This window comes from Pararhizobium qamdonense (assembly GCF_029277445.1).
Taxonomy (GTDB): domain Bacteria; phylum Pseudomonadota; class Alphaproteobacteria; order Rhizobiales; family Rhizobiaceae; genus Pararhizobium; species Pararhizobium qamdonense.
The window spans coordinates 132,998-145,602 of record NZ_CP119569.1; the positions used below are offsets into that span (position 1 = coordinate 132,998).

Here is a 12,605-nt window from a genome sequence, read left to right on the forward strand (position 1 = left end):
CCTATGGTCGTCGTCGTTGCGAGCGCCATTTCGATTGCATTGCCAGCTTCGGCCTTGGCCGGCGGCGTGACGGGCGAAGCAACCGAATGGACACAGCTCGCCAACAATACCGAGCTGATCTCACTGGTCGGCAAGTCGGCCGAACAGGTCAACAACCAGATCACCCAGATCTCGCAGCTTGCCGAGCAGATCCAGAACCAGATCAACATCTACAACAACATGCTGCAGAACACCGCGCAATTGCCAAACCACATCTGGGGTCAGGTCGAAAGCGACCTGAAAAACCTGCAGAGCGTCGTGGCGCAAGGGCAGGGGGTCGCCTTCTCGATGGGCAATATCGACGACGTGCTCAAGCAGCGGTTTCAGAGTTTTTCCGAAATGAAGAGCAACCTGCCTGACGGGGCAAGCTTTTCGTCCACCTATCAGAACTGGTCCGACACCAACCGTGACACGATCGCCGGATCCTTGAAGGCCGCAAACCTGACGGCCGACCAGTTCTCAAGCGAGGAAGGTACGATGTCATCGCTGCGCTCGATGTCGGAAACGGCCGACGGACAGATGAAAGCGCTGCAGGTCGGACACCAGATCGCTGCCCAGCAGGTCGCGCAAATGCAAAAACTGCGTGGTCTCGTTTCCCAGCAGATGACGATGATGGGCACGTGGTTTCAGTCGGAGCAGGCACAAAAGGATCTCGCCCAGGCTCGCCGTGAACAGTTCTTCAGCGGAAGCGAGCATGACATCCGCGGCGGGCAGACGATGGAGCCCCGCTGGTGAGCCCGCGTCTTGTCATCATCCTTGCTGTCGTGGGGATCATCGCATCCGGTATCGGCGTCAGCAGGTGGATCGTCCGGCCGCCTTCGGCACCCCAATCCGGAGCGGGCGAGGCGTCGCCCCAAGCTGCATCCGACGCAGACCGACGAGTTCACCGGGAAAAGTTCTTTGGCGGCGACACCACTCGCGACATACGCGGCGGCCAGGAAATGAAGCCGAGATGGTGATCGTTCCTCCCTCCCGGCGCATCGAACTCGCCTTCGTCGCGGTCGGCCTCGTCCTCATCGCGAGCGCGCCGGCCTTGGCACAACAAGGTCAAGTGCTGACGACCCTGGAGAATTCCGTCGTTGCAGCCGCCAAAGGCTGGGAGACGACGGTCATGGATGCGGCGCGTTCGCTGTTCTGGATCCTGGCAGGCATCGAGATCGGCATTGCAGCCGTGTGGCTGGCGATCAGTGCTGCCTCGCTCGACAGTTGGTTTGCGGAACTGGTGAAGCGCATCATGTTCATCGGGCTCTTCGCCTTCATCCTCGACCAGGGGCCTGCCTTTGCCAAGGCGGTTGTCGACAGCCTTTACCAGATTGGCGCCGGCGGCGGGTCGGCCTCTCCAGCCAATATCTTTGACGCCGGCATTCAGATTGCGACCAAGATGTCGGAACAGGCGAAGTTCGGGCTTTGGGAAGACAATGCGCTGGCGATCGCTGCAGTTTTCGCCATGGTCGTGGTCGTCGTCTGCTTCTCGCTCGTTGCTGCGATCTTCGTCTCGGTCATGGTGGAGATGTATGTCGGCCTGCTTGCCGGCATGATCATGCTCGGGTTGGGCGGTACGTCCTATACCAAGGATTTCGCCATCAAATACTTGGTCTATGCCTTTTCGGTCGGCATGAAGCTGATGGCACTGGTGATGATCGCCAAGATCGGCTCCGACATCCTGCTGGGCCTGGCCGAGGCACCGACAGCCACTTCCGAGCAGTTCATCACCACACTGGCGATCGCAGGCATCTCGGTCGTGGTCTTCGTCATCGCCATGTATGTGCCGCCAATCCTTCAAGGCGTGGTCCAGGGTGCCTCCGTTTCCGGCGGTATGGAATCGATCCGCCACGGTGGACAGGCCGCATCCTTTGCGGCGGGTGCCGGCTTTTTGGCGACGGCAGCAGCCAGCAGAGGTTTTCAGGCAGCAGGCGCGGCGAGGGCAGGGGGAGCGTCCCTCGGTAGTGCCGCCATGCGTGGCATGGAGGCAGGCATCGGCGGTGCGGCAGGCGCGGTCGGCTCTGCCGCGAAAGACAAGGCGGTTGGGTCGCCCGGGGCCTACGCCGGATCTCTACTCGGGCTTGCCAATGCCAAACTCGACCAGCAGTCGGGTCGGAGCCTGTCGGCAGCTCCACCGCCGCCGATCAACGAGACCAAATAACTGGAGGCCGATCAGCCATGGCCGGACACAATCCGCTTGATAATCCCGATACTGGAAATCCCTATATCGCCGCGCGCAACGAATGGAACGAGCGCTATGGTTCCTATGTCAGATCCGCCGCCGCCTGGCGCATCGTCGGCATAGCCGGCATGACCATGGCCGTTATCGGCTTTGGCTACGCGCTCTACCAAAGCACGCAGGTCAAGCTCGTTCCCTATATCGTCGAAGTCGATAAGCTCGGCACGGCCGTCAATGCCGGCTTTCCGCAGCAGATTGAATATGCCGATCCGCGGGTGGTGCGCGCCACGCTTGGCAGCTTCGTCTCGAATTTTCGAAGTGTGACGCCGGATGCGGTCGTGCAGAAGCAGTATATCGACCGGACCTATGGGCTGCTGAGGACGTCGGATCCGGCGACCGAGAAGGTCAATGCCTGGTTTCGCTCCAACTCACCGTTTGAGAAAGCGAAGAACTCGACGGTGGCCATCGAGGTGAACAACATCGTCGCGCTCTCGAACCAGAGCTACCAGTTGGACTGGACCGAATTCGAGCGTGACCGGCGCGGCAAGGAAACCACCGTCCGCCGCTTCCGCGGCATTGCAACCGTGACCCTGACGCCGCCACAGGACGAGGGCGTCATCCGCGTGAACCCCATCGGTCTTTATCTCCGCGACTTCGACTGGACAGCACAGCTTTGAAAGGCATGGCCCCGAACATGATCATCCCGCGAACAAGAACACGGGCCTCGCTGACGGGCGCGCTCGCCTCGGCACTGTTGGCGTCTTCAGTGGTCGCTCCTCTGCATGCATATGCTGCCGATGGCGTCACAGCCAACGAAGCAAAAGGCATGGGTATCTCCACCCAGTGGCGAGGGTCTCGCGGCTTGGTGACCAAGGGTGCCGACGGCAAGGTGATCTTCCTCTACGGCGAGGTCCAGCCATCCGTCGTCTGCTCGCCGCTACAGGTTTGCGACCTTGAATTGCAAGGTGGTGAGGTGGTGCGCGACGTACTGGTCGGCGACACGGTGCGCTGGAAGGTGGAGCCCGCGACTTCGGGTGCCGCTGGCGGGCAGGCGATCCACCTGATCGTCAAACCATCGGAGCCTGGTCTTTTGACCTCAATGGTGGTGACGACGTCCAGACGGACCTATCACATTCAGCTCAAGTCGCATCCGACCCAGTATATGGCGCGTGTCGGGTTCGAATATCCGGAGGATGTTTCGGCGAAGCTGGCCGACATCAACGCCCGGATCGAGGCGAGCACCATCCCGGGCGCAGGCGTCCCCGCCGAACAGTTGAACTTTTCTTATTCGGTCTCGGGCAGCGCCGGTTGGCGACCGACGCGGGTCTACTCCGATGGGCTCAAAACCTACATCCAGTTTCCACGCTCGATCTCCGGCCAGGATGCGCCGGTTTTGTTCGTCACGTCAGGCGGGCAGAACCGGATCGTCAACTATCGGATGAAGGGCGACATAATGGTCGTCGATTACCATGTCGATCGCGCGGTGCTCGTGTCGGGGGTCGGTTGGAAACAGGAAAAGATCACCATCAAGCGGGGAGGGCGGTAATGAACATCCCTCTCTCCCATTCGCGCGCCTTAAAACCCCTCCGCAACTTTGCCGCAGCCTGCGCCCTAGCCGCCCTTCTTTCCGGATGCCAGTCGACCGGAACAGAAGGGCTCGTTTCCAGCACCGCACCGCCGGAAATCTCCGGTCCCGCCGCCAGTGCAATCGCCGGCGATATGGTGAGTCGCCTTGCCGAACAGATCGGGCCGGGAAAAGCGACCGTTGCGCTCAAGACTGATACTTCGCCGTTCGGACAGGCAATGGAAGCGGCGCTCAAGGGATGGGGTTATGCCGTCGTCACCGACCAGAAGACAGATAGCAGCACGACGGTCATCCCGCTCGCCTATGTGATCTTGACTGTCGATGGTCAGGTGCTGGCCCGGCTTTCGACAAATAGCATCGAGCTCGGCCGCGCTTATTCCGTCACGGCAAATGGCGCGACGCCCGCGAGCGCCTTGTCGCTGATGCGGCGCGGCTGAGGGGAGGATCCTATGGTGCAATCTCTCAATCTCGGCGGCGCCCCAAACAGCCAGGCCCCGTCCACTATACGGCGGATCAACCGTCTTCCGATTGCCATCATCATCGTCCTTGCGCTCGCGTTCCTTGGTGTCATCTTTTACGGGCTCTCCTCGCGCGGACTGTACTTCGGCAAAGACACCGGCCCGGAGACCAGTTCGGGCAACCCCGCCTCAACCTTTGCCGACCAGATCAAACGCGGCGTCACCGATGGCATTATCGGCGAACCACAGCAGCAGACCATCTTCCAGCCGACGCCCGTCGAGACGAAACAAGTCGAAGAAAAAGCCAGCAATCCCTTCACACCACAGCCAGGCCAACGCGAGGTGCAGCAGCGCGGCCAGGAGCTCGAAGCGGAAGCGGTCTGGCGGGCTCGTCTCCAGCGAGAGCAACAGGAACAGGTTTTGCGGGAGCAGCAGCGCCAGCGCATGGCCCGCCTGCAGGCGAACAACGCCGCTTATGATGCGCCGCTTGCCATCGATCGCGGCAAACTGGACGGGCGTGCTGAATCGCATGATGCGACCACAGACACGACAGCAAGAGCCGCGACAGTTCCGACAAACAACGGAAGCTCCCCCGATCTCTATGGAGCAGCGCTCCGCGCCGGGCTCGGTGGTCAAAACGTTGATCCTAATGCCCAAGGCGCCAAGGAGGACTTCTTCAACGCCGACCTGAAAGAGCTTGGCTACCTATCGAATCGTGTCGTGCCTCAACAATCGCCATTCGAGCTGAAGCGAGGCTCGGTCATCCCGGCGACGCTGATCACGGGCATCAATTCCGATCTACCGGGCCGGATCACCGCCCAGGTAAGCCAGAGCGTCTACGACAGCGCGACAGGGCATCGTCTGCTCATTCCGCAAGGAACGAAACTGTTCGGCCGCTATGACAGCAAGGTGTCTTTTGGTCAGAAACGCGTTCTCATCGTGTGGACCGACATCATTTTCCCGAACGGTTCGACTTTGCAAATCGGCGGCATGTCGGGGACGGATGCGCAGGGGTATGGCGGGTTCAACGACAAGGTGAACAATCATTACCTCAAGACGTTCGGTTCGGCGGTTCTGATTGCCGTGATCGGGACGGGTATAGACATGGCCGTTCCAGAAAGCTCGACACTCGCGACCCAGGACACGGCCTCGGATGCGGCGCGGCGGAATTTTGCCGAGACGTTCGGCCGGGTTGCTGATCGAACCATTCAGCGCAACATGGATGTTCAGCCGACGCTGGAAATCCGACCCGGGTACAAATTTAACGTGCTCGTTGATCAAGATATCGTCTTTCCAGGCAACTCCCGACCATGATAGCAGCAAGCCGCAGTGTTGGATTGGCCCATGGGAACAAATGACAGCTCTTTCAACTGCTAATCCCAGAGGCTTGGTAGGTCAGATTATTCTGCAGCGAACTGTTGTTGGCTAAGGCGCAGCGCGGCTGCGCATCGGTGGCCTTCCAGTTGCTCGGTGGCGCCTTGGCGAGTATCTGCCGGCGCAACTGCGGCGAGGCCACACTTGGTCGAACCATAGACGCGTCGCAATCTTGAGGTAAGTTCAACGTAACATTTCCCCCGATTAAAGATGAGGGAGCGTCGTTCGTGAGGATTTGTTCGATCAAGGTCTCGTCCTCCGTGACGTTTCTGACAGGTGTTTAGGCGTAGCGGCTAACCGCTAGATCCGTTGCATCGATCTCGGGCATTCGTCCTGATACGAGATCAGCGATGACGCGGGCCGAGCCAGAGCTCATCGTCCATCCGAGCGTGCCGTGTCCGGTGTTGAGGAAGAGACCCGCGATCTTGGTGGGACCAATCACAGGCGTTCCATCCGGCGTCATCGGACGAAGACCCGACCAGAATGTCGCCTCTTTTGCATCGCCACCGGGAAACAGATCCATGACGGAATGCTCGAGGGTGCTCCGGCGGGCGAGACCCAGGTCGTTCGTATAGCCGGAGATTTCCGCCATGCCCCCGACGCGGATACGGTCGCCCAGACGCGTAATGGCGATCTTGTAGGTCTCGTCCATGATCGTCGATTCCGGCGCCCGCGTGGGGTCAGTGATAGGGATCGTCAGGGAGTAGCCCTTGACCGGATAGACAGGTAGCTTGATGCCGTGGCGTCTGAGAAGCAGCGGAGAGTAGCTACCAAGTGCCACGACAACGGCATCTGCTGGCAGGCTTCCCCATTCCGTCACAGCGCCTCGCACACGGCCGGCCTCGACATCCAAGCCCTTAATCTCGGTACTCCATGAAAACCGGACGCCAAGCTGCTCTGCCTTTGTAGCAAGCGCGTTGGTGAACTTATAGCAGTCGCCGGTCTCATCTTTCGGCGTTAGCAGGCCGCCAACAATCTTGTCGCGGACATGCGCGAGCGCGGGCTCAGTGCGAACGCAGCCATCGCGATCGAGAACCTCGTAAGGAATGCCGTCGGCTGCAAGCGCCTTGACGTCTTTGCCCGAAGCATCAAGCTGTGCCTGTGTACGGAAAAGTTGGAGCGTGCCCTGCATACGTTGGTCGTACTCGATGGCAGTCTCTTTGCGCAGGGTAGCGAGGGAGATACGACTGTAGTCAGCCAACCTCAGCATCCGGCTCTTGTTGACCGCATAGCGTTCGGAAGTGCAGTTCGAGAGCATCTTTACGAGCCATGACAGCATAGCGCCATCGATCTTGGGCCGAAGTATCAGCGGCGCGTGTTCCATGAACAGCCATTTCAAAGCCTTCATCGGGATACCTGGCGCTGCCCAAGGTGAACAGTATCCAAAGGAAACTTCGCCCGCATTGGCGAAGCTTGTCTCAAGCGCCGGACCATTCTGCCGGTCGACAACGGTGACTGTGTGACCGGCTTTTGCCAGCTGGTATGCGGAGGTGACGCCGACAATGCCGGCGCCCAGAACGATAACTTTCATAATGTCCCCAATGAGCCTGCGGCTCTCAACGATATTGTCTATGGTAGCGGTTGCCGAGACCGGTAAGGATTTCATAGGAGATCGTACCGGCGTCGCGGGCCAGGTCCTCAAGCGCCTGATGCGGGCCCAGCACCTCGACGACGCTGCCTAAAGACAGGGTTCCCTCCGATAGTGCGGTAATGTCGATCGTGATGCTGTCCATGGACACCCGCCCTACGATCGGCAGGCGCCGTCCCTCGTAGTACACCGCGCCGCGACCGCTCAGACTCCGCGGCAAGCCGTCGGCATAGCCTGCGGCGATCGTGGCAAGGCGCGTTTCCCTCGCTGCGATGTGAGTGCCGTTGTATCCGATCTTCGCCCCGACGGGCACCGTACGCGTCTGAATGACTGCAACATCAAGCGCAACTACCGGCTCCATTGGGTTTGGCTTGCCGATGATCGGTAAGCCTCCGTAAAGGGCAATCCCCGTACGTGCCACTTGAGCGTGATAGTCTTTCCCGAGGAAGATGCCGCCGGAGTTTGAAAAACAAATTTTAAGATGCGGAAACTCTTTTGAAATTCGTTTCATCTCTACAAGCTGATCATTGTTCTGATCGCTGTCGTGCTCGTCGGCCGAAGCCAAGTGGCTCATGATGAAAATGATATCGACGCCCGCCTGTCCCGCAAGCTCTACTGCCAAAGTGCTGCGCTCTTCGGGTGGAACGCCAAGTCGCGACATACCTGTATCGAATTGTAGTACGGCCTTAAGACTGAATTTCCGGCATTTTGCTGTGATCGACCAACGTCGCCACTGCTCCAGCGAATTCACAACCGGGATGATGTCGCTTCGTGCACAGGCTTCCTCATTGCCAGGCTGCAATCCGTTGAGTACGAACACCTTGGCATCGGCAGACAAGCAGGGCCGCAGTTTCACGGCCTCTTCAAACTGCGCGACAAAAAAGTTCCGGCAACCCGATGCGTAGAGTGCTGAGCACACGTTTTTGGCGCCAAGACCGTACGCCTCGGCTTTCACAACGGCAGCAGCCTGCGCTGGCGCCACAAGCGTCGAGAGCTTGGCGTAATTGCGTGACAATGCTGAAAGATTGACAGTCAGATAGCCGTTCGCACCTGCGTTCGGTCGCCTTACTTCTGGCTCCGAATAAATAGTGACACTGCCCATCTTCGCCTCACTTTTCATCGGCACGAAGATATGCAACAACGTGCGAAATTGTCCGCGTTTGTGTAGTGGATTGTTTCAAAGTTCACGGCTTTACCGTATATCCTACGACGGATTGGGGGTTTATTTCATGCTGGCCTTGGACAACATTGACCGCAACATTCTCCGGTTGCTTCGGGTCGATGCCCGGACCAGCAACGCAAAGCTTGCTACGGAAGTCGGCCTGTCTCCATCGGCTTGTCTCAGACGCATCAAACTGATGGAGCATGCGGGCGTTATTCGTGGCTATATGGCGCTCATTGACGCGACGCAGTCGGAATCGATCATTGCCGTCATCATCAACATTACGCTCGAGCGGCAAACGGAGGAGTACCTCGACAAGTTCGAGGCAGCGGTTCGTAAGCATCCCGAAATCAGGGAATGCTATCTGATGACCGGTGGGTCGGATTACATGCTAAGGGTTGATGTCGAGAATGCCGGAGCTTTCGAGCGCATACACAAAGAGGTCCTGTCCCCCCTGCCTGGTGTACTGCGGATCCATTCGAGTTTCTCTATCCGCGATGTCCTGGCGGCGCGCTTAAAGCAGAAGAAGTAGCGTATGCGATGGTAATAAATCGCCGCGGTGGAAATGACGGGAAGGAAGCTTGGCGGCGCGATCACGGCCGATATCGCGATAAAGGCGCAGAATTCCCAGGCATGTTGTAAAGGCCTGTTCCGTAGCGGGCGGCTGGCGAGAATGGTGATGAAAGGTCCTTCGGTCTGCGGCCCGATGGATGCGCCCCATCGTCGGAAGCGCTCCGGCGTCCATTCGGCGTATCGGCAGTGCGAACTCGGTATATGTTGTCAATCTTGCGAACCAAAAAGCATCGTGTTTTTTGTCAGCCTGTACGCGGTTGTTGTTCCGACGAGTGCCACCGTTTCCACCAAGTTGCTTGTCCTCGCGGGTGGTTTTCTGTTGGAGATCACGGGGTACGGTCTTGTCATTGTCCTGTTTTCAATGTCTCCAGCCAGCCAAAATTCGACCGTTTTGGAACCTGGATCGAACGCCGTGGGTACGATTTTCGCGGGCTTTGGTCTCCGACTAATAGTTGAAAACTTGTGATCCGGCGAGATTACCCCGGAGAATGCACCTTCTCCTCCGGTAGGGCACAAGTTAAGCAGCGATCTGGGTTTTCCCAGCGCTCTCTCGAACATCCCTGGCTGGGGGCGAACCGAACAACCGACCATATTCGCGTGTGAACTGGGGGATGCTCTCATAGCCGACCGAATAGGCCGCATTGCTGATGGCTGAGCCCTCGGAGACCATCATCCGTCGAGCCTCGATGAGGCGAAGCTGCTTCTGGAATTGCAAAGGCGCGAGAGAGGTCACCGCGCGGAAGTGCTGGTGGAATGACGAGACGCTCATACCGGCGACTTCAGCCAAACGTTCCACCGGGAGCGTCTCAGCGTATTCGGCCCTGATGACCGCTACGACCTTTGCGATACGGTTGGCTTGGCTGTCGGCAAAGCCGAGTGCACGAATGCCCGCTCCGTGATGGCCGCTCAACAGCCAGTAGTGCATTTCCCGAACCAACTGGTCTTGGAGGATCGCGATCGAACTCGGTCGATCAAGGAGGCGCATAAGCCGAAGTGCCGCGTCAGCCACTTCCGCTTCGGTCGGATCGACGCGGACGGGAAGGCCAGTCTCGGTCTGCGCAACACCGATCTCCAGAACCAGCGATTGCGTAACCGCCGGATCGATGTCGAGGACCAGGGAATAATAGGGCACCGCGGCATTGGCGCGGGTGATCTGGCTGACGTTCGGAACATCGGCCGCAACGAGAAGGGAGTCGCCGGCGCCGAAATCGAAGGTCGTGCTGCCCATGGTCACGCGCTTGGCTCCCTGCAGGACCAGCGCCACGAGCGGCTTCGAAATCGCATAGTGCATTTCGCTCGGAGCCGTCGAGCGCATCGCAAACAGGCCAGGTATCGGTGTGCGTGCGACGCCAAACCTGTCGACATTGGCATCCGCATAGCGGCGGACGCATTCAAGAAGGGTGGTGCTCATAGTGTCTTATCCAATGCTCAAGAACCGTGAGCATAGTAAAGCGCGAACCAGGTTCCCACGCAAGCGGGCTTGGATGATTAGGCAAGACAACAGGAGTTTCCGGCAACACACGGCCGGCAGGACGATGGATAAATTGGTCAGTCAGATGGAGCCGATGTGGCTTCCACTGGTCAACCGGGGAGACCGTCATGACCAATCTTGCAAACTGCCGTATCCTGATCCTCGCCACCGATGGCTTCGAGGATGCCGAACTCTACAGTCCACGTCTTGCACTGCTTGACGCTGGCGCCCAGGTCACGCTCGCATCGCCACAGCATGAACCGATCCGCGGCTGCATCTACAATGCGGAAACAGGCAATTCCGATCTCTCTGAGGAGACGATCACGCCTGACCGGCTGATCGCCGATGTCGAGGCGGATCAGTTCGATGCCCTCGTCCTGCCGGGCGGTGTGGTCAATCCCGACAAGCTGCGGCTCGATCCGAAGGCCATTGCCTTGGTCAGGGAGTTCGTCGCCGCAGGCAAGCCTGTCGCATCGATCTGCCATGGCCCCTGGCTGCTGGTGGAAGCCGACGTCCTGCGCGGCCGCCGAACCACGGCCTGGTACTCGATCCGCACCGACCTGAAAAATGCGGGCGCCACCGTTGTCGACGAAGAGGTCGTGGTGGATGGCAACATCATTACCAGCCGCATGCCGTCCGATATCCCGGCCTTCAACCAGGCGATCGTCACCGCGCTTCAGAACTGAGCGCAAGGACACGCCATCTCGGTCGCTGTTTACAAGGAGATCGCCATGACCAGCAAATTTCAGCTTCTGATCAACGGCAAGAGCCACGAAGGCTCGAAGCGTTTCGCAGTTGACGTCATCAATCCGGCGACGGGCGAAAGCATCGGCAAAGTGGCCTACGGGTCGCCAGCCGATATCGAAGAGGCCATCGAAACCGCCCGCCGAGGGCTGCAATCTTGGCAGGCAGTGCCGGCTTGGGAGCGCGGGCGTATCCTGAAAGATGCTGCCGGGATCATCCGGCGCGATGCCGACCGCATCGCCGACATGCTGACGCTGGAACAAGGTAAGATCCTTGCTCAGGCACGAGATGAGGTTAATCGCGCCGCCGACTTTATAGAATGGGGTGGAGAACAGGCCCGTCGGATCGCTGGTAGGATCGTGCCGGGCCGACAGGCGGGCCAGCGCATCGAGGTGCAGCCGCATCCGATCGGGGTTGTCGCAGCGCTCACGCCCTGGAATTTTCCGATAGCACTTGCTGCGAAGAAGTTTGCCGGCGCGCTCGCCGCCGGATGCGCCATCATCTGCAAACCCTCTCAGGAAACGCCGGGCTGCGTGCTGGCCTTGGGCGAGGCTTTGCTGGAAGCGGGCGTGCATCCCGCAGCACTCGCCGTTGTCTTCGGCGACGCCAATCAGGTATCAACACAGCTGATCGAGTCACCCGTGATCTCCAAGATCACCTTCACAGGCTCGATCCCGATCGGCAAACGCCTAGCCGCAGCAGCAGGCCTGCATATGAAGCCCGTGACGATGGAGCTCGGTGGTCATGCGCCTGTTGTTGTCTGCAGCGATGTAGATCCGGAGGCAACGGCGGAACTGCTGGCCCGCGCCAAGTTCACCAATGCCGGCCAGATCTGCCTCTGCCCGTCGCGCTTTTTTGTGGAGGAGAGCATTTCCGAAAGATTTAGCACCCGCTTTGCGGAGGTCGCTGCGAAGCTCAGGTTGGGAGATGGGATGGATCCCGCCACCGAGGTCGGTCCATTGGCGAACGAGCGTCGCGTTGCGGCAATCGCCCGCCTGGTTGACGACGCGCGAGACCGGGGTGCGCGGATCCTTGCCGGCGGCGATCGTGTCGGAAATCGGGGCTATTTCTATGCACCCACGGTTTTGACGAACATTTGTGACGAGGCAGCCATCCTTCATGAGGAGCCATTCGGCCCGGTGGCCCCGATCCTGCCGTTCAGGGACGAGGTGGCAATGCTCCACGCTGCGAACGGCTTGGAGTTTGGCTTGTCTGCCTACGTGTTCACCCATAACGGCAAGCGCCAGCGCCGTCTGGTTGATGCGCTTCAATATGGCGCGGTCTCGGTCAACAGCAGTCTCACACACCTGCCTGAGGCCCCGCTTGGAGGCTGGAAGGAGAGCGGTATCGGCACGGAAGGCGGCATCGAAATTCTTGAGCCCTACACAATCTCCAAGCACGTCAACCTCATCTAGCGAGGCCCATCGGGAACGAGGGGATGGTTGCGCGC

The 12,605-nt window shown here is 59.4% G+C and carries 15 protein-coding genes; 11 read left to right on the forward strand and 4 right to left on the reverse strand.

All coding sequences use genetic code 11. The features are described from left to right. The first annotated feature begins 3 nt into the window (after positions 1-3). From trbJ to trbI, 7 genes are read left to right on the forward strand one after another with little or no spacing between them, the layout of a single operon-like run. Complete coding sequence (gene trbJ / locus PYR65_RS29125; protein WP_276122550.1) at positions 4-774, forward strand: P-type conjugative transfer protein TrbJ; 771 nt, start codon at positions 4-6, stop codon at positions 772-774. After that, positions 771-998, forward strand: coding sequence for an entry exclusion protein TrbK (gene trbK / locus PYR65_RS29130; RefSeq protein WP_276122374.1), 228 nt, complete (start codon positions 771-773; stop codon positions 996-998). The genes trbJ and trbK overlap by 4 nt, the downstream gene beginning before the upstream one ends. Then, positions 992-2,182 carry a P-type conjugative transfer protein TrbL gene (gene trbL / locus PYR65_RS29135; protein WP_276122375.1) on the forward strand — a complete coding sequence of 397 codons (1,191 nt, stop codon included), beginning with the start codon at positions 992-994 and terminating at the stop codon, positions 2,180-2,182. Before trbK ends, trbL begins: the two co-directional genes overlap by 7 nt. Before the next feature lie 17 nt (positions 2,183-2,199). Further along, the gene (locus PYR65_RS29140; protein ID WP_276122376.1) at positions 2,200-2,877 is read left to right on the forward strand and encodes a conjugal transfer protein TrbF; all 678 of its coding nucleotides are present in this window, start codon (positions 2,200-2,202) and stop codon (positions 2,875-2,877) included. Between the two features lie 17 nt (positions 2,878-2,894). Beyond that, a complete protein-coding gene (gene trbG, locus PYR65_RS29145; protein ID WP_276122551.1) occupies positions 2,895-3,746 on the forward strand; it encodes a P-type conjugative transfer protein TrbG in 852 nt (283 codons plus the stop codon). Then, positions 3,746-4,222: a conjugal transfer protein TrbH gene (trbH, locus tag PYR65_RS29150; protein ID WP_276122377.1), complete on the forward strand. Its 477-nt coding sequence runs from the start codon at positions 3,746-3,748 to the stop codon at positions 4,220-4,222. Before trbG ends, trbH begins: the two co-directional genes overlap by 1 nt. A 12-nt stretch (positions 4,223-4,234) precedes the next feature. Then, the gene (gene trbI / locus PYR65_RS29155) at positions 4,235-5,557 is read left to right on the forward strand and encodes an IncP-type conjugal transfer protein TrbI (RefSeq protein ID WP_276122378.1); all 1,323 of its coding nucleotides are present in this window, start codon (positions 4,235-4,237) and stop codon (positions 5,555-5,557) included. Between the two features lie 52 nt (positions 5,558-5,609). Here trbI and PYR65_RS29160 read toward each other — a convergent pair whose 3' ends face one another. From PYR65_RS29160 to alr, 3 genes are read right to left on the reverse strand one after another with little or no spacing between them, the layout of a single operon-like run. Beyond that, on the reverse strand, positions 5,610-5,864 hold the full coding sequence (locus PYR65_RS29160; RefSeq protein WP_276122379.1) for a hypothetical protein: 255 nt from the start codon (positions 5,862-5,864) through the stop codon (positions 5,610-5,612). A 33-nt stretch (positions 5,865-5,897) separates the two neighbouring features. Next, entirely contained in the window at positions 5,898-7,148 is a 1,251-nt protein-coding gene (locus tag PYR65_RS29165) for a D-amino acid dehydrogenase (protein WP_276122380.1), read from the reverse strand. A gap of 25 nt (positions 7,149-7,173) precedes the next feature. Beyond that, positions 7,174-8,307 carry an alanine racemase gene (gene alr / locus PYR65_RS29170; RefSeq protein ID WP_276122552.1) on the reverse strand — a complete coding sequence of 378 codons (1,134 nt, stop codon included), beginning with the start codon at positions 8,305-8,307 and terminating at the stop codon, positions 7,174-7,176. Between the two features lie 127 nt (positions 8,308-8,434). Here alr and PYR65_RS29175 point away from each other — a divergent pair, with 127 nt between their 5' ends. Together PYR65_RS29175 and PYR65_RS30690 are read left to right on the forward strand one after the other, a co-directional pair. Further along, positions 8,435-8,899 carry an Lrp/AsnC family transcriptional regulator gene (locus tag PYR65_RS29175; RefSeq protein ID WP_276122381.1) on the forward strand — a complete coding sequence of 155 codons (465 nt, stop codon included), beginning with the start codon at positions 8,435-8,437 and terminating at the stop codon, positions 8,897-8,899. 174 nt (positions 8,900-9,073) lie between these two features. Further along, a complete protein-coding gene (locus tag PYR65_RS30690; RefSeq protein WP_407951383.1) occupies positions 9,074-9,406 on the forward strand; it encodes a LysE family transporter in 333 nt (110 codons plus the stop codon). Positions 9,407-9,457: 51 nt separating this feature from the next. Here PYR65_RS30690 and PYR65_RS29180 read toward each other — a convergent pair whose 3' ends face one another. Continuing rightward, positions 9,458-10,351 carry an AraC family transcriptional regulator gene (locus tag PYR65_RS29180; protein WP_276122382.1) on the reverse strand — a complete coding sequence of 298 codons (894 nt, stop codon included), beginning with the start codon at positions 10,349-10,351 and terminating at the stop codon, positions 9,458-9,460. Between the two features lie 188 nt (positions 10,352-10,539). On the opposite strand from PYR65_RS29180, the gene PYR65_RS29185 reads away from it, so the two are divergent. Both PYR65_RS29185 and PYR65_RS29190 read left to right on the forward strand, forming a co-directional pair. Continuing rightward, on the forward strand, positions 10,540-11,097 hold the full coding sequence (locus tag PYR65_RS29185) for a type 1 glutamine amidotransferase domain-containing protein (RefSeq protein ID WP_276122383.1): 558 nt from the start codon (positions 10,540-10,542) through the stop codon (positions 11,095-11,097). Between the two features lie 45 nt (positions 11,098-11,142). After that, positions 11,143-12,570 (forward strand): NAD-dependent succinate-semialdehyde dehydrogenase, encoded by a 1,428-nt coding sequence (locus tag PYR65_RS29190; RefSeq protein ID WP_276122384.1) that lies wholly within the window; start codon positions 11,143-11,145, stop codon positions 12,568-12,570. Positions 12,571-12,605: the final 35 nt, after the last annotated feature.

Excerpts from the sequence above, each read along its gene's own strand:
- trbJ (WP_276122550.1), top strand. The coding sequence starts at position 4 with ATGGTCGTCGTCGTTGCGAGCGCCATTTCGATTGCATTGCCAGCTTCG.
- trbL (WP_276122375.1), top strand. The coding sequence starts at position 992 with ATGGTGATCGTTCCTCCCTCCCGGCGCATCGAACTCGCCTTCGTCGCG.
- PYR65_RS29140 (WP_276122376.1), top strand. The coding sequence starts at position 2,200 with ATGGCCGGACACAATCCGCTTGATAATCCCGATACTGGAAATCCCTAT.
- trbG (WP_276122551.1), top strand. The coding sequence starts at position 2,895 with ATGATCATCCCGCGAACAAGAACACGGGCCTCGCTGACGGGCGCGCTC.
- trbH (WP_276122377.1), top strand. The coding sequence starts at position 3,746 with ATGAACATCCCTCTCTCCCATTCGCGCGCCTTAAAACCCCTCCGCAAC.
- trbI (WP_276122378.1), top strand. The coding sequence starts at position 4,235 with ATGGTGCAATCTCTCAATCTCGGCGGCGCCCCAAACAGCCAGGCCCCG.
- PYR65_RS29165 (WP_276122380.1), bottom strand. The coding sequence starts at position 7,148 with ATGAAAGTTATCGTTCTGGGCGCCGGCATTGTCGGCGTCACCTCCGCA.
- alr (WP_276122552.1), bottom strand. The coding sequence starts at position 8,307 with ATGGGCAGTGTCACTATTTATTCGGAGCCAGAAGTAAGGCGACCGAAC.
- PYR65_RS29175 (WP_276122381.1), top strand. The coding sequence starts at position 8,435 with ATGCTGGCCTTGGACAACATTGACCGCAACATTCTCCGGTTGCTTCGG.
- PYR65_RS30690 (WP_407951383.1), top strand. The coding sequence starts at position 9,074 with ATGGATGCGCCCCATCGTCGGAAGCGCTCCGGCGTCCATTCGGCGTAT.
- PYR65_RS29180 (WP_276122382.1), bottom strand. The coding sequence starts at position 10,351 with ATGAGCACCACCCTTCTTGAATGCGTCCGCCGCTATGCGGATGCCAAT.
- PYR65_RS29185 (WP_276122383.1), top strand. The coding sequence starts at position 10,540 with ATGACCAATCTTGCAAACTGCCGTATCCTGATCCTCGCCACCGATGGC.
- PYR65_RS29190 (WP_276122384.1), top strand. The coding sequence starts at position 11,143 with ATGACCAGCAAATTTCAGCTTCTGATCAACGGCAAGAGCCACGAAGGC.